Below are 25,906 nucleotides of genomic sequence, written 5' to 3'. Positions count from 1 at the left end.
GTAAAAACCAGCACCGCCCGACCGGCAAGGGATCACTTCAGCGATTCTTCACCGGTTTCCAAGTGACAGAACCGGACCACGGATCTACGTTTCCCCTGCGGGGATGTTGGATTTTCTACAAAACCATTGGCGGGACGGCATCGAGATCCTCGTGCTGGCCATCTGCGTGTACCAGATCTACCGGGCGTTCAGGAACACCCGCGGCGCGCAGATCCTTGTCGGACTGGCGTCCATCCTCATCGCCCTCACGCTGATCTCCCAGCTTTTCGATTTCCAGGTCATCGGCTTCATCATCACCCGGGCGGCGGCGGTATTGGCCTTCGCCCTCATCGTGATCTTCCAGCCGGAGCTACGGGACGCTCTGGCGCGCCTGGGCAGCAAGCGGATCTACCCATTCTTCACGAGCAAGGGCCGCGTCGCCCTGTTCGAAAAATTCTCGGACTCCGTCATCAACCTTTCCAAGAAGCGCATCGGTGCGCTGTTCGCCATCCAACGGGGCATCAACCTGAAAAAGCACCTGGAGACAGGCGTGGTGCTGGACGCGAAATTCTCGCCCGAACTGGCGATGGCGGTGTTCCACCCGAAGGCACCGCTGCATGACGGAGGCATGATCATCGCGGAGGACCGCGTCGCTGGCGCTGCCTGCGTATTTCCCGTGACCCAGCGTGAAATGCACGACCGCTCCACCGGCCTGCGTCATCGCGCCGCCATCGGTGTGACGGAGGAGACGGACGCCGTTGCCGTCGTGGTCAGCGAGGAAACGGGCGGCATCTCCATCTGCATCGACGGAAAGCTCGAAAGAAACCTGACGGAAAAGCAATTCCGCGACCGCATCAACGAACTCTTCATCTCACGCAAACCTGCCAATGAAACTGAATCCACCGAAGCACTGGCTGGCGAAGCTCCTGTCACTGGGTCTGGCGGCCGCGATATGGTTTCTGATTAAGGGCCACCTGGAGGTGGGGCCCGTGGACACCAGCAACGCCCCCAGGGCGCGGCCGGTGGCGGAGTGATCCCCGCCCTTGTGGCCATCAATACTCCTCTTCTTCCTCATATCCCGGAACGGGCGGGATGAGATCCTCCCGCATGAGCAGGCGGCCCAGGTCCAGGTCCGGCAAAAGGTCGGCGGCGGTGTTTTTCACGACCGCCGCATAGGGGGTGATGCGGTCCAGTTCCGCGATGGCACAGTGGACCATGGAGGAAATGATGTCACCGTCGTAGCGCTCGCGCTCGAAGAGGTTGGTGATGCGGAAAACCAGGAACTCGCGGTCCAGATCATACTCGAATCCCCCCAGCGTGAGCTGCTTGTTCGCACGGGCCAGCAGTTCCAGCACGGCGGGCAGATGATCCTCATCCAGCGCCAGGCGGGACTCGGTGACGATGCTCAGCGCGTTGAGCTGCGGGTAAGCCTGGGCCACAAGGGCGACGCGCGTGTGGTGGGCATCGAAACCGGCCTGGAGCACGTCACGGCCCTCCACCAGTTCACAGTGCCAGCCGTTGCCGCCGAAGCATTCTTCAACGGAGAGGATTTGTCGCGAATGATGGCGCATGGGAGATGATCGTCAGAGGATGGAAATTTCGTCAGGCACGGGATACGCGCCCGGAGATGGCTTTGGCAAGCAGCACCCGGCGGTTCCGCGGGATCGGCGAGAGGGACAGATGGATGCCGGAGGTCTTTTCCGCGTCATGGTGCAGGGTCAGCCTGGACAGGTCCGGGTCCACCTCCGCCCCGTGGATTTCCTGCCAGAGGACCAGCCGCATGGACTTCTCCGGCTTGAAAAGCGGGAAAATCTCCACCCCCAGCGGGGTGAAGATGAGATAGGCGTGCCGCGTCATGCGGATGGCCAGACGCGCCGCCAGCCACGCCAACACCAGTGGCACCAGCGCCCATAGTTGGGAAAACTGGAACTGGAAGTCCCGCTGGAAAACGCTCACCAGCATCGTGACGGAAACCGCCACCAGCACCGCCGCGGCGATCCAGAATGGCACCGCCTGCCCGGCCCGGGTGAAACGCAGCTCTTTTTCCGGGGACTGGATCGGGTCAGGCATCTGGTTGGTTCGCACGGAAGCCGGCCACGGCGTCCTCCGCCGCACCCAGTTCCTTCACGAAGCGTTCCAGATCCAGCGGATTCTGTCCAATCTGAGGTTCACGCTCCCACATGCCGAGCAAGGAAAACATGCGCTCCAGACCGAACATGGCGGCCCCCCCCTTGCAGCGGTGGAAATCCTCGGCCAGCCGCGGCAGTTCCCCTGCGGAAAACAACGACGGCCAACCGGCCAGCCTTACGCGCACGTCCGCGAAATACTCTTCCGCAAGTTCGAAAAACCCAGGCAAATCACCACAAGCCATCCGCTCGAAACGGGTGGGATTGAAAACCAGGTTGCTGTCTGCTGAAAAAGACTGAGTCATGGGCACATCTCCCGGCACGGCGGAGCGGCGGGATGGGATACGTGAAGATGCGCAGATCCTACCCGGGATCATCCCACCCGCCATTACGCGATCATGTGTGTCGGAAAGGATGCAGAACTGGGAATCACCCGGCCTCCCTAGCCTCTTTCTTTGATCGCCCCACGCAGGCGGTCAGCCAGGTCCGCCTTGCCACCTGCTTCCGCGAGTGCGAGGCGCACCTCCAGAACACCATCCGCGGCGAGTTCCTCATGACTCATCGCAGCGACTGCGGCCGCAGCGCTTTCAAAATCTCCGATGGCCACCGCCCCCTCCGCCAGTTCCAGCAGGGAGACAGTACTGGGAGGCAGGGGCTTTTCATGATATACGGCCCACCGAGCCTGATCCGGCAGTTCTTCCGCTCCGGGACCTTCCACCTGGTCCAGGTAAACGAATTCCTCCCCTTCCTTCATTCGTCTCCAACTGTTCAGCCCCACTACGATCATCAACCCCAGCACAACGAAGGATCCTTCCAGTAGAAACGGCGTGGACAGCAGCCCGGCAATGACGCCCAGCCACTCCCCGAACAAGCCCGGAACATACCGCCAGCCGATCAACAGCGTGAGCACGAAAACCGTGATGGTCCCCAGAATCACCGCCGCGATCAGGATCTGTTTGTTTCTTCCCACTTGCTCTTCGGTCATCTCCGCGGGGAAGCTACCCCGCCAAGCCGGATTTCCCAAAGCCCAATCCAAGGAGATTTATTTTATAAAACTTTACTATTTTAAAAAATGCTCCACTTTCCGGGTGCCGTGAGCCTTGTTTTTTCAAGAAAAGCCGTATTGGCATACCTGTGGATCGTCCCGACGGTCGCGCTGTCCGTGTTCGCGGTCGGGCAAGTCACAGGGAAACGTTCAGAGGCCCCCACCTTCACCCGACCTCCTGTGAAAGTACCTATCGAGGTGCTGAAGGAAGGCCAGTCCCCGCGGGTGATCTATGTGGAACTGGACACCCCGGCGATCCCGGAGCCGTCCACCATGCTGCTGCTGCCCTTTTCCGCGGCGCTCATGTTCCGCCGCAAACGGTGAACCCACACTTGCCGGGCGGGCAATGCTTCCCTAAACCCCGCGGATGCGGCTTTTCGACACGCTGACCCGGACCGAGCGCGAGCTCTCCCCCATCGATGGATCCACCTTCCGGTTCTATTGCTGTGGTCCCACGGTCTATGGTCCGGCGCACATCGGGAACTTCCGCACCTTCGTCCTGCAGGATGTCTTCCGCCGCGTGCTGGAGACGGGAGGCCTCCGCACGCTGCACGTGCGCAACATCACGGACGTGGATGACAAGACCATCCGCGACTCCCAGAAGGCCGGGAAGATGCTGAAGGACTTCACGGACGCATGGACGGAGAAGTTCCACGCGGACTGCGAGGCGCTGGCCTGCCTGCCGCCCCACATCGAGCCGGGCGCGGTGGACCACATCCCGCAGCAGATCGACATGATCGCGAAGCTGGTGGAAAAAGGCCACGCCTACTCCTCCGACGACGGCTCGGTGTATTTCAAGATCTCCTCCTTTCCCGGCTACGGAAAGCTGTCCCACCTGGACACCCGCGAGCTGGACTTGGGCAAGACCCAGAACGAACGCGCGAACGCGGATGAATACGAGAAGGACAGCCTGTCCGACTTCGTCCTGTGGAAATCCCGCAAGCCGGAGGACGGTGAGAATTTCTGGCAATCCCCGTGGGGCGAGGGCCGTCCCGGCTGGCACCTGGAGTGCTCCGCGATGATCCACGAATACCTGGGCGATACCTTCGACCTGCACTCCGGTGGCGTGGACCTCGTGTTCCCGCACCATGAGAACGAGATCGCGCAGAGCCAGTGCGCCTGCGGCGGCCACTTCGCCGCGCATTGGTTCCACATCACCCACCTGCTGGTGGACGGCGGGAAGATGTCGAAGTCGCTGGGGAACCTCTACACCATCGAGGACCTGGCCGCGAAGGGCTTCACGCCCATGGAGGTGCGCTACGTGCTCATCGGCGCGCACTACCGGAAGCAACTCAACTTCACGCTGGAGTCCCTCTCCGGTGCCCGCGAGGCGCTGCTCAAGCTGGCGAAGGGCGCACGGCAGCTCGCCGCGAAGATCGGGGACGAGCATGTGACCTTCACCTCGGTCGGCTTCGGTCCATTCGAGGCCGCATGGAAAAGCCTGCAACATGACCTGAACACGCCGGGCGCGCTCGGTGGCATCTTCACCGGCCTGAAGGAAGCATCCTCCCTGGAAGGCGTGGAAGCGGCGAAGGCGTTGGCCGGACTGAACCGCATCCTGCGCGCGCTGGGCATCACCTTGCCGGAGATCGTCGAGCAAAAGGAAGCCGACGTGCCGGATAACATCCGCGCGCTGGCCGAGGAACGCTGGGCTTTCCGCACCGCGAAGAACTGGGCGAAGTCCGACGAACTCCGCGATCAACTGGCCGGACTCGGCTGGGTGGTGAAGGACGGCAAGGAAGGGTACACGCTGGTGGAGAAGTAGGGAAAAACGCTCCGTTCTCCGAGTAAGGAGGGAGGACACTCCTGTCCTCCGGCGGCATTGGCGAATCACAAGAGATTCACCGCGAAGACGCCAAGGACGCCAAGGACGCCAAGGACGCCAAGGACGCCAAGGACGCCAAGGACGCCAAGGACGCCAAGGACGCCAAGGACGCCAAGGACGCCAAGGACGCCAAGGACGCCAAGGAAGATACAAAACTTTTCAAGATTCGTGGATTCGCAGGATTCGCGGGCAGCCTTCTTTTCTTCTCTGAAAACTGAACACTGAAAACTTCTCCTCCTTCGTTTGCCATTGCAGCCGGAGGACAGGAATGGGAGCGCAGCGGACATGGCGGCGCAGCCGCAATGTCCTCCCTCCTTACTCACCCCTGCGGAACCGCACGGAATCCCGCCCACACGGCCAGCAGGCCGACGATGATACTGCCGCCGATGTAGAGCAGCGCCGTCACCGTCTCCCCGCGGCGCAGCAGGAAGACATTCTCATTCGCGAAGGCGGAGAAGGTGGTGAAGCCGCCGCAGAGGCCGGTCATGAGGAACAGCCGCGCGTCCGGCGACAGCATGCCCCGCCGCTCCGCGAGCCCGGCGATGATGCCGATGATGAGGCAGCCGGTGATGTTCACCGCAAAGGTGCCCAGCGGGAACTTCAGGTTCGGCAGGCGATGGAGGATCGCGCCGCCCAATGCCCAGCGGGCGATGGACCCGATGGCGCCGCCGAGACCGACGATGAGCGCTTGCTTCATGCCGGGATGCTAATGGCCCGGCCTGCGGACGGGGAGGAAATTTCGCAGGCGATCACGGGCATATTACAAATGTAGTGGACAAGACCACTACATTTGTAATAGACGCATGGATTATGACACCGCCGAGTTTTCCGGAATCCGAATGGGCCATCATGGAGGTGCTGTGGGCGTCCTCCCCGCAGACGGCGTCCGAGGTGGCGAAGGTGCTGGCGGTGACGAAGGGCTGGGCGGAGAACACGGTGCGGACGCTGCTGGGCAGGCTGGTGGAAAAGGGCGCGCTGGCGGTGGCGGAGGAGGCGGGACCGCCACGGAGGTATGTCCCGGCGGTGAGGCGTGAGGCGTGCGTGAAGGCGGAGAGCGAATCCTTTCTGGACCGCGTCTTCCGGGGCGCGGCGAAGCCGTTGCTGGTGCACTTCGCCAGCAACGCGGAGCTGACCCCGGAGGAGGTGAAGGAGCTGAAGAAGCTGCTGGATGACTCCATCAAGAAGAACAAAAACCCGAAACCCTGAATCCGACATGAACCCCATCGACCTGATCTTCGACTGGATGCTCACCACCACGCTGCGGGCATCCGTCATCGCCGTGGCGGTGCTCGCGCTGCAGCCGCTGGCTGTCCGCACGGTGGCGCTACGCGCTGTGGCTGCCCATGCTGGTGGTGATGGTGCTGCCCGCGCTGCCGTCCGTCCCGTTCGGCTGGTCGTTGCCGGTGACGGAGGACCGCTGGGAGCCGGTGGTGGCGACTCCCCCGGCAGCCCACGAGGCGGTGGTGGAAATGGAACTTTCACCCCACTCCCCTGCCCCGGCTGCTGTGGGCGGAACGGCTGCCGTGCGGCGGACGGTGAATCCCTTTGCCATCGCCTGGCTGACGGGTGCCTGCGTGGTGCTGGCCATGGGGCTGGCGGGATATGTGCGGCACCTGCGGCGCATTTCCGGCACGGCGGTGGCGGTGGAGGAATCGCTGCTCAGGCAGATCCGCGCGGCGGCGGATGAGGCGGGCCTGTCCCGCGTGCCACGGGTGCTGGTGTCCCCGATGTTGGACAGCCCGGCGGTCACGGGCGTTTTCCGCGCCACACTGTTGCTCCCGGCGCGCTTTCCGGAGGGATTCAGTTCGGAGGAAACGCGGCTCATCCTGCTGCATGAGTTCTGCCACCTGAAACGCCATGACCTGGCGGTGAATGCGGTGGCCTGCGTGCTGCAGGCGCTCCATTGGTTCAATCCGCTGCTGTGGTTCGCCTTCGCGAGGATGCGCGCGGACCGTGAGGAGGCGTGCGATGCGCAGGTGCTTTCCATCGGCTCCGGGGACAGCCGTGCGGCCTATGGCGCGGCATTGCTGAAGCTGCAGGGTGGCTTTCCGCTGCAGGGATTCAGCCTCGGCTTCGTGGGCATCTTCGAGCGTGCGGCGGGGATGAAGTCACGCGTCAGGGAGATCGCCGCGTATCGGAAAACGGGCATGGGACAGCGGGTGGCTGGTGCTGCCATGCTCACGCTGCTGGTGGTGTTCGGCGCGACGAAGGCTCAGGAACCGGTGAAGCCGGAGACACCGGCGGCGGGTGGTGGGAACACGGAAAAGGTGGCGAAGCCGCCGAGCGCCGGGCAGATCGCCATCGACCGCAAGCTGGATACCATCGTCATCCCGAGGATCAGTTTCCAAGAGACGGCCTTGCTCGATGGCGTGGAGTTCCTGCGCCTTAGGTCGGATGAACTGGATGTCACGGCGCCCCCTGCGGAGCGTGGCGTCAACATTGTGGGAGTGCTGCGGCCGCAGAAGGAAGGCGAGCTTTTCAACCCCGGCCCGAGGATCAATCTGGAAAAGCGGAACATCACGCTGCGCGACGCGCTGGTTACCTTCTGCCAGGACACAGGTTCCATCTTCCGCGTGGATGACCATGCGGTGGTGGTCCACCCGACGGACATGGAGGGCTACGGACAGATGCCGGAGCAAAAGGGCGCGGCGGCGGACTTCGCGGCGACGCTCATCCTCCAGCGCGCGAGGCTCGAGATGACGCCGCTGCAGGAGCTGGTGGACACTTTCAACGAACAGGCTGCCAAGGCGGCGAAGGGCGGGCCGGTGTTTCCCATCGTCATCGGTGAAGGCGTGGACCCCGCCGTCACCAGCGGCACCATGGCCCTCCGCCGCGTGCCGCTGGCCACGGTGCTGTCCTACACCCTGGACGGAATGGGCCTGACTTGGACGGCGGAGGAAAAGAGGATCGTCATCCGGAAGAAGTGAGAGGCTGCTGAAGGAGACCCTAGTCTCCAGACCAGCGGCGGCGGCGGACGGATAGGTGGCATTCGTTGTGACAAGCTCCCCTCGGTGCCCCTCACGCGGCACTCTCAATGGTTCCGACCGGTGCGTTCTGCAAAGCTCGGCGCATCGAAATAACCCGAAGAAACGCGCATTACCTCTCTGGGCTGACCGTGGAACCCTTGGGATTCCTTGATGGAAATGAATTTCTCCCACTGGCATGCCGACTGCGGATGCTTCCCCTCCATGGACAAGGACCTCCACCGCTACCTCAACGGGCATCTCGCCGGTTCCCACTGCGCTCTTTCCCTCATCGCGGAACTCTCGAAACGCCAGACGGATTCCAAGGAGCGGAAGTTCTTCGAGGAGCTGGAGGCCAAAGTGGAAACGGATCAGCGTATCCTCAAAGAACTCATTGCTGCCAGTGGCGGAGAAGAAAGCACCGGTCTGCATTCCCTCGGCGAAATCGGGGGCAAAGTCAGCCGCCTCCTCTTCCTCTACGAGGGCATGGAACCCGGCAAGCTCGGCAACTTCGAAGCATTGGAAATGCTGGCACTGGGGATCCAGGGCAAGCGCCTGCTGTGGGTAGCGCTGCAGGAAGTGGCCCACCATTTCCCGGAGTGGTCCTCCATCGATTTCCAGAAGCTGGAGTTCGATGCGATCCACCAGCGGGAGGAGGTTGAGGACCGCCGTATCTGCCAAAGCCGCAGCGCCCTCGCCGATCCTGTCCGCAAGGGAATCACGACAAAGGCCCCCGCGGCCTGAACCTCAAACACCGTGGAGACTCCCATGCCACAAGGAGACAAATCCAGTTACACCGACAAGCAGAAGCGCAAAGCGGAGCACATCGAGGAAAGCTACGAGGAACGTGGCCTCTCGCATGAGGAAGCGGAGCGACGTGCCTGGGCCACCGTCAACAAGCAGGACGGCGGCGGCAAGAAGTCCGGCTCCGGCCGGAAATGAGGGGAGAGAGGATCTCGGCGGACAAGGAAGACGCAAGCGCCTTCCCGTCCGCAGACTGCCTCAATCCGCTGAAATTTGTTCCACCCTCACCCGGAGGAATTCCTTTCCCGCCCCCTTGGGGAAAGTGCTGCGGATGACGACCGTCTCCATGGAGGTGACCGGATCAAAGGTCACGCTATCCTCGATGACTCCATCCGTGGACCAACTTCCCTGTGCAAGGGTGGTGGAGCGCTCCGGGACATAGCGGATGTCCTGCAACTTCGAGTTGCCACCGGGACGCTGATAGCTGATGGCCATGTAGGAGACGTTTCCGGACTTCGCGGCATGACCTCCGTCCAGATTGATGGTTCCCAGGATGTCGTTGACGAATTGCAGCAATGCGCCGAGCGATTTCAGCGGGTTCTTTCCGAATGCGTATGGAACGAGGTTCGCCACACCGTCCCCGTCCGCATCCGCCATGAGCTGCGCGAGAGGGGAGTCGGGATTGTCAGCGAAAAAGAACTCCTTCCATTCTTCCGAATTCCGGGGAGACACCTCCGAGGTGAGGGTGGTGGCCGCACCTTGCACGTAGGCGGCCCGGAAGTAATGGGGGATCGGAAGCTTGATGGAGGAAAATTCCCCTGAAGTGCGGTTCAGGACGGTGTATGCGGTGCCAATCACCGGCTGGAATCCCGGGGCAAGAGTGACGCTCATCTTTCCGGCAACCGTCACGTTGTTATGGGAGGTGATGCGGCCCGCGGTTCCCGTCGGCCCCGCCAGCTCCAGATTGACCGTCCCGCTTGCGGTGAGATTGACCCACGCGCCGGTGAAATCGATGCCTCCGCCTTGGTTGATGTTGAGCACGCCCTCGTTCTGGAATCTGCCCTGGAGAGGGGCTGTGGTCCTGACGTTCATGACGCCGTAGTTGTAGAGATGGCCGGTGTTCTCGTCATTGATTGGGCCGGTTCCGGTCCATGTGATGTTACCGCGGTTGTTGATGATGCCCCAGCCGTTGTCCCCCCACCACAGGTAGTGGCCGATGCGCTTCTCACCCGCGCCGAGAATATCAAAGCGGGTGCCTTCCGTGATCCCGACCGTGCCGGTGATCCTGCCGGCGGTCCACTCGAAGCGGCCGTCATTTGTGCTGGAAATGGCGGCGTCGGTTCCGCAGCGGAGGATGGTCTCACGCATTTCCAGAGTTCCGCCATCGGTGATGGTGATGCCCCCATTCAATCTTGAGTCCGAGATCATGGCAACCCTGCCGGCGCCTCTCACCTGTGACCCCGGATTCAGGGTGAAGTAGGATTTCGAAATGAGTTCTCCAGCCCGGATGTCGAGTATTCCGCCGCTATTGTTGTAGAAGGCTCCGAGCAGATTCACCGCGTGCGGAACCGTGTCCACCGGCATCAGAAAGGTGCCGTAGTTGAAGAACTCGTTGTAGCCCAGGTTTGCATCCACCGCAGCGGAGAACGTTCCGTAGTTGTGGATGCGGCCCGCATTCTCATCCACGATGGCTCCGGTTCCGGTCCATGCGATGGTGCCCCGGTTGGTGATCGTCCCCGCCGCGCCATCTGACCAACTGAAGTAGTGGCCGATGCGTTTCTCGCCCTCGCCGAGAAGATCCATCCGGGCGTCGGCCTGAATTTCAAAAGCACCGCTCACCCTGCCGCCGGTCCACTCGAACCGGCCGCTGCCCGGGGTAAGGGCCGCGTCGGTCCCGGATCTGACCAGTCCACCGCGCAGTTCCAACGTACCGGAGATGCCGGAGCCTCCATTCCACATGCAGTTGGAAGTCACCACCAGGCGTCCCGCACCGGTCACCCCGGAGCCCGCATTGAGCGTGAGGTCCGATTTTGTCCGCAACTCCCCGCCTTGGACTTCGAATTTGCCCGGAGCAGTGTTGAAGACCGGCCCCAGGACATCCACGATGTGGGGTGTGGAGGCAGCCGGCACGAGGAAAGTGCCGGTGTTGTTGAACTGGTTCACGCTCAGTTCTCCTGTCAAAGCCGCGGTGAAGGTGCCGGTGTTGTGGATCCGGCCTGCGAATTCATCCACGATCTTCCCTTCCGTCCAAAGGATGGTTCCGGCGTTGTTGAGATCCAGGGTTACCGGATACCAGCGGACATTGTGACCTAGAAATTTATCGCCAGGTCCGCTGATGCGGAGAACCGAAGCGGCGGCAATGTTGACGGTTCCGCAGAAGTTCCCGCCGGTCCATTCAAAGTGCCCGGTGCCTTCCGTGGCAATAGTTCCCTGGGTGGTTGTTTCATTCCCCCCTCTCATGCTTCCGCTGCGCCATTCGACATTACCGCCATCGAGAACGGTGGAAGTCCCGATGAGGTTTCCTCCCGCCGTCGCCACCAACTTTCCCGCTCCGGAGTAGCGGCTGCCATCCAGCAGGTTCACGACCGCGTTCGCCTGTACCGTGCCGGTGCGGACATCCGCTGTCCCGGAATTGCTCAGAGCGATTCCGGCTTCAAAGGAGGTGGTCCCGCTTGAGCCCTGCTTGCGCAGTGTGCCGGTGGAAGTGTTTGTGAAACCTCCCCCATCGCCGATCGGGCGGAACTGTTCGTCATTGTGGGCGATGAAGGTCCCGGAGTTGACGATCGATCCTCCGCCATAGCCGGTCACGATGTCTCCGGTTCCGGTCCAGTTCGCGGTTCCGGCATTGTTGATCACCCCGTGCTGGCGGTGACAGGGGCTGCAGGTGCTGGGACCGCCACCCAGCCGCTTCTCCTCCGTGCCCAGAATATTGATGGTCATACCCGCGGGGATGTTGAGGTTCGCCGGTCTGGCCCCTTCGTAGGGTCCTTGGGTGATGCCCAGGCTACCGGAGACCCAGTTGAAGGTGCCGCCGTCTCCAGTCATGGCGCCATCACCCTCCATATAACCGCCATCCAGCTCCAGGATGCCGGTCATCTCCGAGGTGGTGGAAGGAGGGATGTAGAGGCTGCTCCCCGCAGTAATGGTGGTCCTGCCCGCCCCCTCGATCTTTGATCCGTCCTCCAGAACCAACTGTCCTGTGGTGAACCGGAACACGCCCGCCCGCACATCCATGGTCCCCTTGTTCCGGAAATACATGGGCCGCGCGGAGCCGGTGGAAGCGAATGTGGTGGTGGTTCCGGAACCATCCTTGATGAACTCGCCCTCGGGTTCGTTGGAGAAGGTGAACCAGAGATAGCCGCCATCCGTGGCGAAACTACCGGAGCCATCCGCAAGGAACGTCCCCTTGTTGAGGATGGACACATGAGTGTCCGTCCCTCCCACCTGGCGGATGACACCGTCGCCGTTCCAGGTGGTCACGCCGTTCAGGGTGAAGGTGCCCGAGTTGATCATGTGGTCGCCGGAGCCGCGGATATACATCAAAGCGCCGCCCGCTTGAGTCAGATCCCCCCAAACCATTCCCTTGTCCCAGTTGAACATGGTGCCAGGTGGCATGACGACATGCATACCGATGGTGCCGCCGTCCATGTTGATCACGGATCCGATCGTAAGAGTGTTCCACGTTCCGGAAGAAAGGATCTGACCGGAGCCACTGATATCCAGCGTATTGATGGTGCAGTTGCCACTGACGATCAGTGTCCCCTGAAGACTCAGCGAGCCGAGGGAGAGTGAACCAGCGCGGACTGTGAAGCCTGCGGGAATCGTCGCGCTTTCACCACTGCCCGGAGGCGGCACCGGGGCACAGGGAGTCCCCCAGTTCTTGGGATGATACCAGTCGTCGCCGTTGCCGATGCCCTCGGACGCATCACTGGGATTGCATTTTTCCGGAGCACGCCCGGTGAAAGTCTTCGCGGACGCGGTGGCACCCAGCGAGAGACCGATGAGGAGAACCGCCCCAGCAATGGCCAGCGGATTCCCGTTTGAGCCGAAGACGGCCAGCATGATGCGTTTCATGGCAGGAAAAGAGAGGGGGTGGACAAACCGGGGACAACCGGTCCCACGGGACAGCGCATCGAAAAACGTGACCCCGGACAAGATACAACTTCCGGACGCCCTACGCATTGTTACGTAGCCGCATATACATTGGATACATCGCGCGGACACAGCCCCGGCGACGGATTGCGAATTGGATGTCCGGAGACGCGATTCACGCGGATTCAATCCCCTTGAGAAAAAGGAGCCCATCTGTTAGATATGGATTCCACGCCCAAATGCGCCACTCCCCCGGCCCTCCCTCCGACAGCCTGCCCAGCCAGGAAGATCTCAACCTGATCATCTCCCTGCTACCGGAACTATACCGGGCCGCCGACATGAGCAGCTTTCCGGTGACGAGCCTGCGCCTCATCAACCAGCTCATTCCATCCGCCCATTTCAGCTCGTACAACGAGATCGAGATGACCACTGGCTCCGCCCGCGTCTTCTATGAACCATTTTCATTCACCGAGGAAGCGGAACGCCACAAACCCGGCCTCTGGACTTATCGGCACCAACATCCCCTGATGCGGCTGCACGAAGAGAACCGCCACGAGGATGTCCACAAGATCAGCGACCATCTCAGTGCGGATGAACTCCACAAGCTGGAGCTCTATCATCAGGTGCTGGGAAAAATGAAAGTCGAGGACACCTTGTCGTTGAGCCTCCAGAGCGGCCGCAACCTGAAGATCTTCTACGCGATCAATTCCTCCACCACCTTCGATGAACGGGACCGCGCGGTGGCACGCATCATCCGGCCCCATCTCATCCAGGCATTCGAGAACGCATTGGAGTTCACCGACGCCCGGGCCATGGCGGTCCTCTCCGCCCATGCCTTCCGCGGCGGCACCCACGGCCTGATCATGACGGACTTTTCCGGCCGCATCATCCACGCCAGCGAGCAGGCTTCCACCCACCTCTCCCAGGCACGGATCGCGGACGGTGAGACACTCTCCGGCACTGCCACGAATGAGAACCTCCCGGCACGGATTCTGGATTGGTTGCGCCGTGCGGGAAGAACCGACGGCAATACCACCCCGCCGCTGGAACTGGAAATGCCAGGCTGCAGCCTCGTCTTCCGTGCTGCGGTGGTGGACAAGCACCACTGGATCATCGCCTCACAGTCACAGGATGTCCGGGCGCTGGCAGACGTGTTCCGCAACACCTACCAGCTTTCTTTCCGCCAGGCGGACGTCCTGCTGTGGTTGTCCCGCGGCAAGTCGAATGCGGATATCGCCTTGATCCTGAACATAAGTGATCGGACGGTGGCGAAACACGTGGAGCATATTTTCGAGAAGCTGGGCGTGGAAAACCGCCTGGCGGCCAGCAGGAAAGCCATCGAACTTCTGGGCAGATAGCTTCTCCCATCAGAAAAGCAGGGCTTCCACCAGCAGGCGATGGACGGTGATCCGTGGCACCTTCACCCTCCCATGGACCATCTTTCCATCCAGCAGCTCCAGCGTCTCTTCCGCGATGAGCGCTGGCAGAACGGAGGCCGCCCGCAGTCTTCTCAATCGGAGAGTGGACGCGTATCCGATGCCTTGCCCGGTCCACTCCACCGCCTGACGGTGCCAGATTCGATACTCCCGCATCAACGCTTCGGGATCGAACGGATCCGCCACGGGCAGGTAGCACCGCCCGTTCGCCAGATCTTCCGGCAGGTCCCGGAGGATGTTCACCAACTGCAGGCCCTTGCCGTAGGAAATCCCCCTCCCAAGCAACTCCGCCTCCCCCGCCGATGAATAGCGGTCCCCGAGAGTGAGGAAACCGAGTTTTGTCCAGAACGCACCGACACACCCGGCAACCCGCCATGTGTAGTCGTCCAGTTCCTCCGCGTCCATCAATGCCACAGGCAGCTCCTTCCCAGCACCGGAAAACCGGGTGAGGTCGAGTGATTGCCCGCTGATGATGATGGTCACCACTTCCCGGACCAACCCTGCCTGGCGGGCCTCAGTCCGCTCCAGCCATCCGAGAATCCCGGGAGCTCGCGCCAACATCGCGGCCTCACCCGCAGTGGCGGCTTCCAGCATCCTTTCCGGCCATGCGGGCAACGCCGCACCAACTCCGACTGATTCCGCAAAGGCCCCCAACAGGGAGAGGCGCTCCTCCACCGGCACCCCTTCCGTGTCCGCGATGGTGTCACTGGTGCGGGCCAACAGATAACCAAGACTGGCCGCCTCCCTCATTTCCCGGGGGAGCAGGCGCAAGGTGAGGTAGAAGGAACGCGAGACTTCCTTGAGGATGCGTTTGCCCAGGTCGTCGTTCACGGCAATGAGCGTAAGGAGGGTGGACATTGCGGCAAGCCGCTATGTCCGCTGCGCTCCCATTCTTGTCCACCGGCTGCAATGGCGAGCCAAGGAAGAGAAGTTTTCAGTGTTCAGTTTTCAGGGAAGAACGAAGGCTGACCATGAATCTTGAACCGTTACCATTCTTCACTTCGCGTCCTTTGCGTCGCTGCGATGAATCTTTGATGATTCGCCAATGCCGCCGGAGGACAGGAGTGTCCTCCCTCCTTACCCGGCTGCAATGGGAATACAGAGCGAAGGCATTGCCGGGACTGTTCCGCCGTCCCCTCTATTCGCCGATGCCGCCGGTGGACAAGAATGGGAGCGAAGCGGACATGGCGGCTCTGCCGCAATGTCCCCTCTCCATAAAAAAAACCGCCCGTGGCGGACCACGGGCGGCTTCAAATGATCGGTTGCTACCTCTTCAGCTTATTCAGCTTCAGCGGCAGGAGCGGCTTCTTCGGATTCAGCCGCCTTCTTCTTGGCAGCCTTCTTTGCCTTTGGAGCCGGAGCGGCTTTTTCTTCCACCACTTCGACCGGGGCTTCCTCAGCCTTGGCTTCAGCTTGGTCGACCCACTCGATGATCGCCATCGGGGCGGCGTCGCTCGAGCGGACTCCCAGCTTGGTGATGCGGGTGTAGCCACCCTGGCGGTCCTTGGAGGCGGGAGCCACTTCAGCGAAGAGCTTCTTCACCAGGTCCTTCTCATAAAGGAAGGCGATGGCGAGGCGGCGGGAGTGCAGGTCGTCGCGCTTGGCGAGGGTGACCAGCTTTTCAGCCACCGGACGGAGGGCTTTCGCCTTGCCGAGGGTGGTCTTGATGCGCCCGTGCTCGATCAGGCTGCCTGCCAGGTTGGCGAGCAGGGACCGGCGGTGGGAGGCGGAGCGTTTGAGCTTGGTGGTGTTGCGTCGATGTCTCATCGGATGCTTCCGTTTCTATTTGAAGTGTTAGTCGTCGAGGTTCTGGGCGATCAGATCGGCAAGGCCGACCGGTGCTTCGTCTTCCGCACCGAGGCGGGGCGCACGCGAGGCGGCGACCGGACCGGAAAGCAGCGATGAATCGAAGGTCATACCGAGACCAAGGCCCAGCTCCACGAGCTTGTCCTTGATTTCGTTGAGGGACTTTTTGCCGAAGTTGCGGTACTTGAGCATCTCCGCTTCCGACTTCATGGCGAGCTGGCCGACGGAGGTGATGTTCGCGTTGTTCAGGCAGTTCGCCGCACGGACCGAAAGCTCGATCTCGTTGACGGACATGTTGAGAAGCTTCTTGAGGGCGGCGTTCTCCTCGCTGGATTCGGCCGGTGCTTCCTCGAAGTCCACGGCGTTCTCGTCATAGTTGACGAACACGTCGAGGTGGTGGCGGAGGATGGCGGAAGCCTGCAGGAGGGCGTCCTGCGGGGTGACGCGGCCATCGGTCCAGATGTCGAGGGTGAGCTTGTCGAAGTCGGTCATCTGGCCGACCCGGGTGGTGTCCACGGAGTATTTCACGCGGGTCACCGGGGAGAAGATGGAGTCGATGGCAATGACGCCGATCGGCTGGTCCTTGCGCTTGTTCTCGTCACCGGTGGAGAAACCACGCCCGACGCGGACTTCGAACTCGGCGTCGAACTTCACCTTCTTGTCGAGGGTGCAGATGACCTGGTCCTTGTTCACCACGTCGTAGATGTGGTCGCCCTGGATGTCACCGGCGGTGACAACGCCTTCTTTCTCCACCTTGATGGAGAGGATGCGTGGTTCCTTCTCGTTGTGGGAGAATTTGACCTTCTTCAGGTTGAGGACGATGTCCGTGACGTCTTCGACGACGCCCGGAAGGCTGGAAAATTCATGCTGGACGCCTGCGATGCGGACCGAGGTGATCGACGCACCTTCCAGGGAGGAAAGCAGGACGCGGCGGAGGGAGTTGCCAACGGTGTGGCCGTATCCGCGCTCGAAAGGTTCGGCGACGAATTGGGCGTAGGTGTCCGTGGCAGTTTCCTCGTTGCGGACGAGGCGGTTAGGAAGCTCGAAACGAGCGAGTTTGATGGCTGACATGTCTTTTTCTGGTGGCCGGGTTACCCTCCTGCGAGCGGTGACGATCCGGATGACGGAGCGACGGAGGACCTACGGCGGATTTTGGAGCTCGCGGGGCGCAGACTCAAAACTGGTCCGGCCCGAGTTGCAAAGCATTTTTTCCCGGAAGAATGAGCAAAATCCGAAATTCTGCGCAGTTTCATGAAATTTCGTTGGATTCCAAGGCAAACGGTTCCAATGTTAGATTGTAGAACGGGAGAACAAGATGAAATCCAAACGCAATCTAACGAGGTTTACCTACGAGACGGCTGCTTTCGAAGGGTGGCGTCTTTGTATCAGTCGGGCGGGTACAACCTTCACGAAATACTTCCCCGACAAAAAATACGGTGGCGGCAGGAAATCCCTGGCGGTTGCCGAGACAGCCCTGAGCGCCATCCGAGGCGTTCTGGAAGGCGCCAAAAGGATCAACGGCAAGCTCAGCGCCAATACCGTGCGGAAGGCCGAAAAAATCCTCAACGAAGTGTAACCCCACCGCACTTTCCTGTTCCCATGCATCCCGGCAAGCCTGAGGCTCCGGCGCATGCCCCGGGACGGAAAGTGCGTCATTCATTGGTTCCGCCGCGATTTGCGGCTGGCGGACAACACCGCGCTCAGCCGAGCCTCCGCTTCCGGACTGCCGGTTGTCCCTGTCCATATCCTCAGCGAATGGAAAGGGGAACATTCATGGACCGGATCGAACCGGCAGCAGTTTCTCTGCGATTGTCTGGCGGAACTTTCTTCGTCCTTGGACGCCATTTCCGGGAATTTGATCCTGCGGAAAGGCGATCCCATCCGGGAGCTCGAGAAGCTGGCCAAGGAAACGGGCGCGAGCGCGATCTACCTGAACAAGGACCCGGACCCGCATGGGAAAAAAACGGAGGAACTGCTGCGCGCCTTCTGCCAGCGGAGCGGGATCGATTTCCATACCTTCGACGACGTCGCGCTGCACCATCCATCCGAGGTGCTGACCCAGGCGGGTGCACCCTACAAGGTCTTCACCCCCTACAGCCGGAACTGGCTGGGATTGGAGAAGCCGGCACCGGTGGCAAAGCCATCCGCCCTCAATACACCACGCGGCATCCGTTCGCTGGAACTGCCCAAGGTATCCCATTGGAAACTCGATGCACCGTCCGCGGATCTCATTCGTGCCGGAGAAAAGGCGGCACGTCTGCGCATGCGGCGGGCGATCAGGGAACGGCTCGCCGACTATGAAAAGGATCGGGATTTCCCGGCGCGGGACGGCACCAGCCGTCTCTCCCAGGACCTGAGGTTCGGCCTCATTTCCATCCGGACCCTGTATGCGGAGTCCATGGCGGCCCGGAGCGAGGCGAAGCCTGCGGGAAAGAAAGGCATCGACGTGTTCATCAAAGAACTCGCCTGGCGGGAGTTCTACTTCGCCATCCTCCACCATTTTCCGGAGGTTCTGGATGTGGAGTTCAATCCGGATTGGAGGGGGCTGTGGTGGGCCGAACCCGGAAAGCAATTCGAAGCATGGAAGGAAGGCCGCACCGGCTTCCCCATCGTGGATGCGGGCATGCGCGAGCTGTTGGCGACGGGATTCATGCATAACCGGGTGCGGATGATCACGGCCATGTTTCTCACGAAAGACCTGCACATCGACTGGCGGCTCGGGGAGTCGTTCTTCATGCAGCACCTCACCGACGGGGAGATCGCCTCGAACAACGGCGGCTGGCAGTGGTCCGCAGGCACCGGGGCGGACGCGGCCCCCTACTTCCGCATCCAGAACCCATGGTCCCAAGCCGCCCGCTATGATGCGGACGGAGCTTATATCAAGCGCTGGGTGCCGGAACTGGCGTCCGTGGACGCGAAAAAACTCCATACCCCGCCGAAGGACGGCGGGTCCGTGGCACCGGGCTATCCCGCCCCCATCGTGGATCACAAGGCGGAGCGGGAGCGGACGCTGGAAATTTTCAAGCGACATCGGGCGAAACGTGGGTAAGCTTTTCAGGGAATAACCCGGCCGCCTGGCCGTCATACGTCCGTAACCATGCACAGACTCCGCTGCATCATCGCCGTGATGCTCGCGATATTCATCGCGGGACCGGCCTGTTGCTGCCTCGGCATGACCCAACCGGTGAAGCAGGCGGAGCATTCCTGCTGCAGCGGCAAGTCGAAGGAAAAGAAGGAAAGCGTCTGCAGTTGCTCCACGGCGAAGCACCAGAAGCTGGCGGAGAAAGACACTCCCCTGCCCGCTCTTTTCTCCGCCACCCTCCCTCCTCTCCCCGGAGCCCCCGTTCCGGTGCTGCTGGCGGACCGGACGGTGTCCCTCCCCCCCGCTCCGGTTTTTGACACCGGCCCGCCCCGGCTGCGTTTGGCGGTGTTGCAACGTTTCCTGATCTGATGAAGTGGGTGATCCACGGGCTTTTCCCCGTGAGCTTCATTCCCATGCGCACCCGTTCCCCGGGAGCACCACTTCATCATGCTCATGAAAACCATCTTCCTATTCCTATTCCTATTTCTATCCACACTGGGCCTTCACGCCCGCGTCATCGAATATGACCTCGAAATCCGCCGCGAGAACTGGACTCCGGGCGACGGTCTGAAAGCCGTGCCCGCCATCACCGTCAACGGCGGCATCCCCGGTCCCACCCTGCGCTTCCGCGAGGGGGACACCGCACGCATCCGCGTCCACAACCGGATGACCAAGGAGGAAACCTCCGTCCACTGGCATGGCATCGTCCTGCCCGTGGCGCAGGACGGCGTCCCACACGTGACTACTCCGCCCATCCAACCGGGCGGCACGCACACCTTTGAGTTCAAGCTGCCCCATTCCGGCACGTATTGGTACCACAGCCACACCCACCTGCAGGAGCAGGAAGGGGTGTACGGTTCGATCGTGGTCGATCCCGCCGCCGGAGAGCCGGTGAAGGCGGACCATGATCACGTTGTGGTCCTGTCCGACTGGACCACGGAAAGCCCGGATGAAGTGATGCGCTCCCTGCGCCGCGGCACGGAGTGGTATGAGCTGAAAAAAGGCTCCATCCAGAGCCTGACCGGCGCGGCGAAAGCCGGAGCCCTCGGCGAATTCTTCGACCGGGAACGCTCCCGGATGCCTGCCATGGACATCTCCGACGTCGCCTACGACGCCTTCCTGGCGAATGGGAAGCGGGCGATCCACCTGCCGGGGAAACCGGGTGAGACGGTGCGCCTGCGTTTCATCAATGCAGGAGCCTCCACGTATTTCTACCTGAACTCCGCCACCGGGCCGCTGCGGATCGTCGCGGCGGACGGCCCACCCGTCAGGCCCATCTCTGTAAAGCGCCTCCTGGTGGGGATGGCGGAGACCTATGACGTCATCGTGAATGTCCCCGCCTCCGGTGAATGGGAGGTGCGCGCCACCGCCCAGGACGGTTCCGGCCATGCCTCCATCTTCCTGGGTGATGGTGACCGACACGCCGCACCGGACATCCCGCGTCCGGACAACTACCGGATGGACCACCACCTGATGGCTGCCATGGACGAGATGGACATGGACGACATGCCAGCGGGTCACCAAATGGAGGAAGCGGAACGCCCGCTACCCCCCTACTCGCGGCTCCGCTCTCCGGGTCCCACCGCGTTCCCAGCGTCCCTGCCGCGCCGCACCATCGAGCTGCGCCTGACCGGTGACATGGAGCGCTACATCTGGTCTTTCAACGGAAAGACCTATGCGCAGGACGGCGTGATCCCGATCAAGAAAGGCGAGGTCATCCGCATGGAGTTCATCAATGACACCATGATGCACCACCCCATCCACCTCCACGGTCACTTCTTCCGCGTTCTGGCCGGACAGGGAAAAGATGCCCCGCTGAAGCACACCATCGACGTGCCGCCGATGGGCAAGCGCACCGTGGAGTTCCACGCGGACAATCCCGGCGACTGGCTGCTTCACTGCCACCTTCTCTACCACATGCACGCCGGCATGACCCGCATCTTCGCCTATCAGGACAAGAATTGGAATCCCCCGCCCCAGGGGAAACTGAAGACCGGCACCAATGTCATCTGCACCGATGAATGCTGCGTCCCGGCTGAATCACAGCCCGCGACGGGCGGAACCGCCGACCACCAGCCACACGCCGGAGGCCATGACCATGACCCGCTTTTCATGTTCGTGGACGGCTCCATCCAGTCCCACATGAGCGAGGGTCAGTTCACGGTGATGAATTCCTACAACGACTTTTTCGCCGCGTGGGAGATGGGCTGGAGGGATGAGTTCTCCTATGAGGCGGAGATCGGCTGGAAGCGCTACTTCGACCCCAACCTCTCCTCCGTGCTGGGCTGGCGTTTCACCAACCATGACGGGGAGGCGGACCGTGCCTTCGCCGGTGTGGAGTACCGGCTCCCCTACCTCATCGACAGCACCCTGCAGATCGACTCGGAGGGCGACGCGCGCGTGGGGCTGGGCAAGTCGCTCCAGATCACCGACCGGCTGAATGTCTTCGCGGAGGTCCAGTACGACACCGGCAGCGAATGGGAGTGGACGACCGGCGCGACCTGGACCCTCAACAAGCAACTCTCCCTCATCTCCCAGTACCATTCCGAATACGGCTTCGGCGGAGGCCTCCAATTCCGCTTCTGATCCACCATCACAACCAAACACCAAACGAACAACATCATGAAAACCACCATCAGCATCATCGCGCTCGCCCTCTTCTCCGGACTCTCCGGTGTCATCGCAGCCCCTGAAAAGACGAAGCCCTACACCAAGGACGTCTGCATTGTTTCGGACAACAAGCTCGGCTCCATGGGCCGGGTGATCACCAAGGTCTATGATGGCCAGGAGGTGAAGTTCTGCTGCAAACCATGCATCGGCAAATTCGAGAAGAACCCGGAGAAGTTCCTGAAGAAACTCTGAACCCCGTCACTGCCGCTTCATCAGCCGCGCGGCGAGCGCCTTGAGATCCTCCACCGGGATTGCGAAGCTCTCCGCGCGGTTGGCCCGGGCGATGTTCATGCCCACGCACCTCCCGTCAAGGTCGAGCAAAGGCCCGCCAACGATGGATTTGTCACCGATGATGTCGTGCTGCATCACCCTCGGGAAGCCGCTGCGGCGGTCGGAGTAGGCACCGCTCATCTGATCATTCCGGGTGATAGGGCCTGGATCCAGTGTCACGTCCACCGTCTCGTCCACTTCCTTCCGCTGGTAGGTGACCTGCACCACCGTGCCGGGCTTGAGGTTCTTCAGCGCCTCGGAAACCTCGTCAAACTTCACCACCGCCCGACCATTGAGCGCGACGATGATGTCGCCTTTCTTCAGTCCGGCCTTCGCCGCGGCTCCGTCCTCCGCCAGATCCTCGATTTCAAGGGTCTCCTCGGAATCTTCCTTGAATGCGATGCCCAGATTCCCTCCACCCGCCGGGATGGGGCGGATCTTCGCGCTGACGATGCCGACCAACGCGCGCCGAGCCTTCAGGCTGGTGGCCCCGTTGGCGACAACCCAGCTTCCCTGAGGGATGTTGCTGGAGGGTGCGTAGGCCACCGGGATGAGGCCCGAAGCCTCCACCTGGACCAGCGCGACATCCCACTCGTCGTCCACGGTGACGACCTTCGCATCCGGATAGGACTGTGTGTCAACCCTCACGGAAAGATTGGCGGTACCGGCGATCTCGCTCGCTTTGGTGACGATGTATCCGTCCGGTGACACCACCACCCCGTAGGCGATCTCCTTTCTCCCGCTGAGCATCACAGCGCTGGATTGCTGGAGCACGTGGCGTTGTTCCTCGAAAACGGAAGTCACCGCCGGTCCGGTCCGGCGGTAGGTGGACTCCAGCGACTGGAATCCGTGGGACTCAGCCGCCAGCGACAGCGCGATGAGTGGAAAAGTCACGACCATTTTCAAAAGCGCCGGACCGTGGCTGCGGCGTCCCGCCGCAGGCCGTGATTGTGGCGTCCCGCCGCAATTCTCCCTCACGGAGACCTTCGCCATCCTGTTATCCATATCACACATCACGATCCTTGTTGTCCGGCCCGATGACCACCACCCGACGCTCTCCAAAGCGACGGCGGGACGCCATCGCCACGGCCTGCGGCGGGACGCCGCAGCCACATATCCCAGCAGGCCATCAATTGCGTTCACCGAGTTTCAGTTTGAAAGTTTGCGGCTTCCCGCCGCGCATCGCCTCGATCTCCACCTTGTCCCCGGCGGCCATCTCCTTGATCAGTTCCTGGAGTTGCTCCCGCGTCTCCAGCACGGTGCCGTTCAACTCCAGCAGGACATCACCTTCCTTGATGCCGGCTTTTTCGGCCGGAGTTTCACGGCCGACTTTGAGCACCTTCAGACCTCCCCCGGATTTCGCCTCGGTCGCCACGCCCAGCAGTCCACTGCCCTTTTCCGGCTTCTGCGCGAAAGGGCCCTCCCCGATGAACTCCGACCGAAGCATGCCGTCCCAGTTGTTGATGAACTCCTTCAGGGGAACGTGCATGTTCACCTGCAACTGCTCACCCACCCGGGAATGGATGCCGATCACCTTTCCGGACATGTCGAACAGCGGACCGCCGGAGTCACCTCCGATCAGAGCGCAGTCGGTCTGGATGGTAGAGTTCGCGATGCGCACCAGACGTCCGAGCCGGACGACCGAACCCCGCTCCTTGTCAAACCCGCCGGAATGACCCAGTGAAAACACCCAGTCCCCCAGTTGGGAGGTTCCTTCCTTGTCGATGGGCACGAACGGGAAAGGTCCCTTTTCCGTGATCTTCACCATCGCCGCATCCACATCCGCGACGAGGCCAAGTGTCTCCGCCTTCAGCTTCCGCCCGTCCTCCATGATGACGGTGACCTCCTTCCCCACCCCGGTACTCACGTGGGCGGCTGTCAGCACCAGACCGTCCGCGGAGATGATCACGCCGCTGCCGCTGCCATCGCCGATGTCGATGCACACCGTCGCGTCCCGCGCCTTCTGCAGGGCGGAGGTGAGCGCCTTCTGGATCGCCTCGATGTCCTCGCGGTTCTCAGGAGCCTTCTTCTCATTGAAATAGAAGGGCTGGGCCTCCACCAGGTGGGTGAATGCGCACAGCAGGAGGAAGATACGGGAAACGGACCGGAACATCGGGATGGACTGCGTTACCTTAGGCAGATCCCACGTTTTCCGCAACAAGGGGAATTGCAAGGATTCAGGCGCGCCTCAGGTAGTCAGGCACCTGGTCTTTCTGGGATGCGGGTGGCAGCGCGGCGCTGGCGAAGGAAATTACCGCACCCACGCCTGCCGCATGGGAGCCTCCCAAACGGGGTTCCACCTCCAGATCCGGGAATCGGAAACGCATCCTCGATCTCATCCAGGCAACAAAGGAAGAAACCAGCAGCCCCCCGCCGAGCAGCAATGAAACCCCACCCCACCATTCCCTCACCCAGATGGACACCTGCTCCTTCCAGACATCCAATGCCGAGGGGGCAGCCACCTTTTTGGCCGCCGGGCGGTGGGAAAAGACGGGAATCTCCTCCGGAGAACCACCACCTCCCAGCATGCGCTCCATCCAGTAGATGCGGATGGACATCTGGACGGAGAACGCGTCGAGCTGGTCCGTGGTATTCAGCTTCTCAAAGGCGGACATGACGGAGCTCTGCAAGGCGCGGCGCTGGTCCGCCGCCGATACCGTCTCCGTCAGGGACGGGCTGAGATGAATGGCGGACCGCTGCGGCGCTCCCAGGAAGTAGAACACCACCACGGCAGGGCGGCCGGTGGTGAAGAGACGCTCCACTGTTTCCTCCGCACGGACCTCCCCGGGGATTTCCTGCTCCCCGCCGAAGACATAGACGAAAAAGTCGATGGATGAGTCACCCGCGTGGTACTTCAGGAACCCCAGCCGGTCCTTGTAGTCCTTTGGATTCAGCAAGCCCTGAGGGTCCACCAGAAATTCGGTGGGTTTCTCCGCGAAGTAGGCGCTGAGGAACTTTTCAGGGATCTCCGACGAACGCAGGGGATCATTCGTCACCTCATCCGCTTTCGGTTTCTCCACATCCAGCGGTGTCTCAGGCTCCGGTTCCGGATCATCCGCCAGGATGAAGCTGCGCAGGATGCCTCCCGCTTCCTCGAAGGCTTTCCGCTCGTCGTCCTTCCAGGTTGGCAACTGGAGGGAGGCGGCATGGACGGTGGAAAAAACCGCCAGCACCAAGAAAGGAAGCGATCTCACTTCTCCACCTCCTCCGTCACCGGTTGCTCCTCCGGCACGCGGTGCCCGGAGCGGATCCTGCGGACCAGATCCCCCATCTGCGGAGGCGGCAGCACCTTGCGCTCGAACTTCTCCGGGGCGCGCCGGGCCTGGCGGCTGCGCTTCGCCAGGATCCCCCCCAGGTGGAGGATGGCTTTCACGAGTCCGTCCGCATACCGTCCGTCGAGCCAGTGGGAATGCGCCCGGGAAAGGCATTCGAAGGTGTCCGACTCATCTAGAAAAGGATCCAGCAGGTAGCCGAAGGTCACCGCCGCCGCCTTTGACTCCGGGTCGATCGTGAAAAGAATCCCCGCTTCATTCGGCTTGCCCACAGGGATGTCCTCGAACGCGGCGCGGTTCAGCAGCCAGAAGCCGAACTGGCGGATGTTCGCCACCTCTCCCAGCGGCCCGGTATAAACGGCTACGAAAATCTGCGGGAACTTCCGGCCGATCTCTTCCATTGCCGACTCCACCTTGCGCCGTCCTCCACGCCGCAGGAGGCCCGCAGCGTCCGTCAGGCTGCGGAGGGTCACCTCTCCATCACCGAAGTTGGCGTCCGCATCCGCCAGCGAGAACCCGCAATGAGGGCACGACTGTGCCGCTCGGTGGATTCGTTGAACGCAGCGGGGACACTTCATTTCGGGGCCGTTACCACG

Annotated in this window: 27 protein-coding genes; 13 read left to right on the top strand and 14 right to left on the bottom strand. The window is 61.8% G+C overall.

Annotation, left to right across the window (positions count from 1 at the left end; translation table 11 throughout):
* Window positions 1-103: 103 nt before the first annotated feature.
* Window positions 104-946 carry a diadenylate cyclase CdaA gene (cdaA, locus tag OVA24_RS08635; protein ID WP_267674805.1) on the top strand — a complete coding sequence of 281 codons (843 nt, stop codon included), beginning with the start codon at window positions 104-106 and terminating at the stop codon, window positions 944-946.
* A gap of 85 nt (window positions 947-1,031) precedes the next feature.
* Here the strand turns inward: cdaA and OVA24_RS08630 are convergent, their stop codons facing one another.
* The 4 genes from OVA24_RS08630 to OVA24_RS08615 all read right to left on the bottom strand — a co-directional run bounded on the left by OVA24_RS08630 (window position 1,032) and on the right by OVA24_RS08615 (window position 3,090).
* Window positions 1,032-1,550: a YbjN domain-containing protein gene (locus OVA24_RS08630; RefSeq protein WP_267674804.1), complete on the bottom strand. Its 519-nt coding sequence runs from the start codon at window positions 1,548-1,550 to the stop codon at window positions 1,032-1,034.
* 31 nt (window positions 1,551-1,581) lie between these two features.
* A complete protein-coding gene (locus OVA24_RS08625; protein ID WP_267674803.1) occupies window positions 1,582-2,049 on the bottom strand; it encodes a hypothetical protein in 468 nt (155 codons plus the stop codon).
* Complete coding sequence (locus tag OVA24_RS08620; protein WP_267674802.1) at window positions 2,042-2,410, bottom strand: Hpt domain-containing protein; 369 nt, start codon at window positions 2,408-2,410, stop codon at window positions 2,042-2,044. Before OVA24_RS08620 ends, OVA24_RS08625 begins: the two co-directional genes overlap by 8 nt.
* A 137-nt stretch (window positions 2,411-2,547) precedes the next feature.
* Complete coding sequence (locus tag OVA24_RS08615; RefSeq protein WP_267674801.1) at window positions 2,548-3,090, bottom strand: hypothetical protein; 543 nt, start codon at window positions 3,088-3,090, stop codon at window positions 2,548-2,550.
* A gap of 240 nt (window positions 3,091-3,330) precedes the next feature.
* On the opposite strand from OVA24_RS08615, the gene OVA24_RS08610 reads away from it, so the two are divergent.
* Both OVA24_RS08610 and cysS read left to right on the top strand, forming a co-directional pair.
* Window positions 3,331-3,474, top strand: a complete 144-nt coding sequence (locus OVA24_RS08610) for a PEP-CTERM sorting domain-containing protein (RefSeq protein WP_267674800.1) — start codon at window positions 3,331-3,333, stop codon at window positions 3,472-3,474.
* A gap of 43 nt (window positions 3,475-3,517) precedes the next feature.
* Window positions 3,518-4,915, top strand: coding sequence for a cysteine--tRNA ligase (gene cysS / locus OVA24_RS08605; RefSeq protein ID WP_267674799.1), 1,398 nt, complete (start codon window positions 3,518-3,520; stop codon window positions 4,913-4,915).
* Window positions 4,916-4,980: 65 nt separating this feature from the next.
* On the opposite strand, the gene OVA24_RS08600 is transcribed toward cysS, so the two are convergent.
* Entirely contained in the window at window positions 4,981-5,262 is a 282-nt protein-coding gene (locus OVA24_RS08600) for a hypothetical protein (protein WP_267674798.1), read from the bottom strand.
* A gap of 32 nt (window positions 5,263-5,294) precedes the next feature.
* Window positions 5,295-5,672 carry a fluoride efflux transporter CrcB gene (gene crcB, locus OVA24_RS08595; protein WP_267674797.1) on the bottom strand — a complete coding sequence of 126 codons (378 nt, stop codon included), beginning with the start codon at window positions 5,670-5,672 and terminating at the stop codon, window positions 5,295-5,297.
* Window positions 5,673-5,785: 113 nt separating this feature from the next.
* Between crcB and OVA24_RS08590 the strand changes: the two genes are divergently transcribed.
* From OVA24_RS08590 to OVA24_RS08575, 4 genes are all read left to right on the top strand, one after another.
* Window positions 5,786-6,181 carry a BlaI/MecI/CopY family transcriptional regulator gene (locus OVA24_RS08590; protein ID WP_267674796.1) on the top strand — a complete coding sequence of 132 codons (396 nt, stop codon included), beginning with the start codon at window positions 5,786-5,788 and terminating at the stop codon, window positions 6,179-6,181.
* Window positions 6,182-6,282: 101 nt separating this feature from the next.
* Window positions 6,283-7,902, top strand: coding sequence for a M56 family metallopeptidase (locus OVA24_RS08585; protein WP_267675276.1), 1,620 nt, complete (start codon window positions 6,283-6,285; stop codon window positions 7,900-7,902).
* A gap of 216 nt (window positions 7,903-8,118) precedes the next feature.
* On the top strand, window positions 8,119-8,682 hold the full coding sequence (locus OVA24_RS08580) for a hypothetical protein (protein ID WP_267674795.1): 564 nt from the start codon (window positions 8,119-8,121) through the stop codon (window positions 8,680-8,682).
* Between the two features lie 24 nt (window positions 8,683-8,706).
* On the top strand, window positions 8,707-8,880 hold the full coding sequence (locus OVA24_RS08575) for a hypothetical protein (protein ID WP_267674794.1): 174 nt from the start codon (window positions 8,707-8,709) through the stop codon (window positions 8,878-8,880).
* 60 nt (window positions 8,881-8,940) lie between these two features.
* Here OVA24_RS08575 and OVA24_RS08570 read toward each other — a convergent pair whose 3' ends face one another.
* Entirely contained in the window at window positions 8,941-12,756 is a 3,816-nt protein-coding gene (locus OVA24_RS08570) for a hypothetical protein (RefSeq protein WP_267674793.1), read from the bottom strand.
* 257 nt (window positions 12,757-13,013) lie between these two features.
* Here OVA24_RS08570 and OVA24_RS08565 point away from each other — a divergent pair, with 257 nt between their 5' ends.
* On the top strand, window positions 13,014-14,132 hold the full coding sequence (locus OVA24_RS08565; RefSeq protein WP_267674792.1) for a helix-turn-helix transcriptional regulator: 1,119 nt from the start codon (window positions 13,014-13,016) through the stop codon (window positions 14,130-14,132).
* A gap of 9 nt (window positions 14,133-14,141) precedes the next feature.
* Here the strand turns inward: OVA24_RS08565 and OVA24_RS08560 are convergent, their stop codons facing one another.
* From OVA24_RS08560 to OVA24_RS08550, 3 genes are all read right to left on the bottom strand, one after another.
* Window positions 14,142-15,068, bottom strand: coding sequence for a phytoene/squalene synthase family protein (locus OVA24_RS08560; protein WP_267674791.1), 927 nt, complete (start codon window positions 15,066-15,068; stop codon window positions 14,142-14,144).
* A gap of 420 nt (window positions 15,069-15,488) precedes the next feature.
* On the bottom strand, window positions 15,489-15,977 hold the full coding sequence (rplQ, locus tag OVA24_RS08555) for a 50S ribosomal protein L17 (RefSeq protein ID WP_267674790.1): 489 nt from the start codon (window positions 15,975-15,977) through the stop codon (window positions 15,489-15,491).
* 27 nt (window positions 15,978-16,004) lie between these two features.
* On the bottom strand, window positions 16,005-17,087 hold the full coding sequence (locus OVA24_RS08550; RefSeq protein ID WP_267674789.1) for a DNA-directed RNA polymerase subunit alpha: 1,083 nt from the start codon (window positions 17,085-17,087) through the stop codon (window positions 16,005-16,007).
* A 244-nt stretch (window positions 17,088-17,331) separates the two neighbouring features.
* Between OVA24_RS08550 and OVA24_RS08545 the strand changes: the two genes are divergently transcribed.
* The 5 genes from OVA24_RS08545 (at window position 17,332) to OVA24_RS08525 (ending at window position 21,960) form a co-directional block, all read left to right on the top strand.
* Window positions 17,332-17,592: a hypothetical protein gene (locus tag OVA24_RS08545; RefSeq protein WP_267674788.1), complete on the top strand. Its 261-nt coding sequence runs from the start codon at window positions 17,332-17,334 to the stop codon at window positions 17,590-17,592.
* A 54-nt stretch (window positions 17,593-17,646) separates the two neighbouring features.
* Complete coding sequence (locus OVA24_RS08540; protein WP_267674787.1) at window positions 17,647-19,065, top strand: cryptochrome/photolyase family protein; 1,419 nt, start codon at window positions 17,647-17,649, stop codon at window positions 19,063-19,065.
* Between the two features lie 48 nt (window positions 19,066-19,113).
* Window positions 19,114-19,467: a hypothetical protein gene (locus OVA24_RS08535; RefSeq protein ID WP_267674786.1), complete on the top strand. Its 354-nt coding sequence runs from the start codon at window positions 19,114-19,116 to the stop codon at window positions 19,465-19,467.
* An 84-nt stretch (window positions 19,468-19,551) separates the two neighbouring features.
* Window positions 19,552-21,684, top strand: a complete 2,133-nt coding sequence (locus OVA24_RS08530) for a multicopper oxidase domain-containing protein (protein ID WP_267674785.1) — start codon at window positions 19,552-19,554, stop codon at window positions 21,682-21,684.
* Window positions 21,685-21,720: 36 nt separating this feature from the next.
* A complete protein-coding gene (locus OVA24_RS08525; protein ID WP_267674784.1) occupies window positions 21,721-21,960 on the top strand; it encodes a hypothetical protein in 240 nt (79 codons plus the stop codon).
* 6 nt (window positions 21,961-21,966) lie between these two features.
* Here OVA24_RS08525 and OVA24_RS08520 read toward each other — a convergent pair whose 3' ends face one another.
* From OVA24_RS08520 to OVA24_RS08505, 4 genes are all read right to left on the bottom strand, one after another.
* Entirely contained in the window at window positions 21,967-22,932 is a 966-nt protein-coding gene (locus tag OVA24_RS08520; RefSeq protein WP_267674783.1) for a S1C family serine protease, read from the bottom strand.
* 235 nt (window positions 22,933-23,167) lie between these two features.
* Window positions 23,168-24,151 carry a S1C family serine protease gene (locus OVA24_RS08515; RefSeq protein ID WP_267674782.1) on the bottom strand — a complete coding sequence of 328 codons (984 nt, stop codon included), beginning with the start codon at window positions 24,149-24,151 and terminating at the stop codon, window positions 23,168-23,170.
* 64 nt (window positions 24,152-24,215) lie between these two features.
* Window positions 24,216-25,232, bottom strand: coding sequence for a hypothetical protein (locus OVA24_RS08510; protein WP_267674781.1), 1,017 nt, complete (start codon window positions 25,230-25,232; stop codon window positions 24,216-24,218).
* Window positions 25,229-25,888 carry a TPM domain-containing protein gene (locus tag OVA24_RS08505; RefSeq protein WP_267674779.1) on the bottom strand — a complete coding sequence of 220 codons (660 nt, stop codon included), beginning with the start codon at window positions 25,886-25,888 and terminating at the stop codon, window positions 25,229-25,231. The genes OVA24_RS08510 and OVA24_RS08505 overlap by 4 nt, the downstream gene beginning before the upstream one ends.
* Between the last annotated feature and the right edge of the window lie 18 nt (window positions 25,889-25,906).

This window comes from Luteolibacter sp. SL250, assembly GCF_026625605.1.
GTDB lineage: Bacteria > Verrucomicrobiota > Verrucomicrobiia > Verrucomicrobiales > Akkermansiaceae > Luteolibacter.
Note: the sequence above shows the minus strand (reverse complement) of the source record. Positions and strands in the feature narration are given on the sequence as shown.

Excerpts from the sequence above, each read along its gene's own strand:
- cdaA (WP_267674805.1), top strand. The coding sequence starts at position 104 with ATGTTGGATTTTCTACAAAACCATTGGCGGGACGGCATCGAGATCCTC.
- OVA24_RS08630 (WP_267674804.1), bottom strand. The coding sequence starts at position 1,550 with ATGCGCCATCATTCGCGACAAATCCTCTCCGTTGAAGAATGCTTCGGC.
- OVA24_RS08625 (WP_267674803.1), bottom strand. The coding sequence starts at position 2,049 with ATGCCTGACCCGATCCAGTCCCCGGAAAAAGAGCTGCGTTTCACCCGG.
- OVA24_RS08620 (WP_267674802.1), bottom strand. The coding sequence starts at position 2,410 with ATGACTCAGTCTTTTTCAGCAGACAGCAACCTGGTTTTCAATCCCACC.
- OVA24_RS08615 (WP_267674801.1), bottom strand. The coding sequence starts at position 3,090 with ATGACCGAAGAGCAAGTGGGAAGAAACAAACAGATCCTGATCGCGGCG.
- cysS (WP_267674799.1), top strand. The coding sequence starts at position 3,518 with ATGCGGCTTTTCGACACGCTGACCCGGACCGAGCGCGAGCTCTCCCCC.
- OVA24_RS08600 (WP_267674798.1), bottom strand. The coding sequence starts at position 5,262 with ATGTCCGCTGCGCTCCCATTCCTGTCCTCCGGCTGCAATGGCAAACGA.
- crcB (WP_267674797.1), bottom strand. The coding sequence starts at position 5,672 with ATGAAGCAAGCGCTCATCGTCGGTCTCGGCGGCGCCATCGGGTCCATC.
- OVA24_RS08590 (WP_267674796.1), top strand. The coding sequence starts at position 5,786 with ATGACACCGCCGAGTTTTCCGGAATCCGAATGGGCCATCATGGAGGTG.
- OVA24_RS08580 (WP_267674795.1), top strand. The coding sequence starts at position 8,119 with ATGAATTTCTCCCACTGGCATGCCGACTGCGGATGCTTCCCCTCCATG.
- OVA24_RS08575 (WP_267674794.1), top strand. The coding sequence starts at position 8,707 with ATGCCACAAGGAGACAAATCCAGTTACACCGACAAGCAGAAGCGCAAA.
- OVA24_RS08570 (WP_267674793.1), bottom strand. The coding sequence starts at position 12,756 with ATGAAACGCATCATGCTGGCCGTCTTCGGCTCAAACGGGAATCCGCTG.
- OVA24_RS08565 (WP_267674792.1), top strand. The coding sequence starts at position 13,014 with ATGCGCCACTCCCCCGGCCCTCCCTCCGACAGCCTGCCCAGCCAGGAA.
- OVA24_RS08560 (WP_267674791.1), bottom strand. The coding sequence starts at position 15,068 with ATGTCCACCCTCCTTACGCTCATTGCCGTGAACGACGACCTGGGCAAA.
- rplQ (WP_267674790.1), bottom strand. The coding sequence starts at position 15,977 with ATGAGACATCGACGCAACACCACCAAGCTCAAACGCTCCGCCTCCCAC.
- OVA24_RS08550 (WP_267674789.1), bottom strand. The coding sequence starts at position 17,087 with ATGTCAGCCATCAAACTCGCTCGTTTCGAGCTTCCTAACCGCCTCGTC.
- OVA24_RS08545 (WP_267674788.1), top strand. The coding sequence starts at position 17,332 with ATGAAATCCAAACGCAATCTAACGAGGTTTACCTACGAGACGGCTGCT.
- OVA24_RS08540 (WP_267674787.1), top strand. The coding sequence starts at position 17,647 with ATGCCCCGGGACGGAAAGTGCGTCATTCATTGGTTCCGCCGCGATTTG.
- OVA24_RS08535 (WP_267674786.1), top strand. The coding sequence starts at position 19,114 with ATGCACAGACTCCGCTGCATCATCGCCGTGATGCTCGCGATATTCATC.
- OVA24_RS08530 (WP_267674785.1), top strand. The coding sequence starts at position 19,552 with ATGAAAACCATCTTCCTATTCCTATTCCTATTTCTATCCACACTGGGC.
- OVA24_RS08525 (WP_267674784.1), top strand. The coding sequence starts at position 21,721 with ATGAAAACCACCATCAGCATCATCGCGCTCGCCCTCTTCTCCGGACTC.
- OVA24_RS08515 (WP_267674782.1), bottom strand. The coding sequence starts at position 24,151 with ATGTTCCGGTCCGTTTCCCGTATCTTCCTCCTGCTGTGCGCATTCACC.
- OVA24_RS08505 (WP_267674779.1), bottom strand. The coding sequence starts at position 25,888 with ATGAAGTGTCCCCGCTGCGTTCAACGAATCCACCGAGCGGCACAGTCG.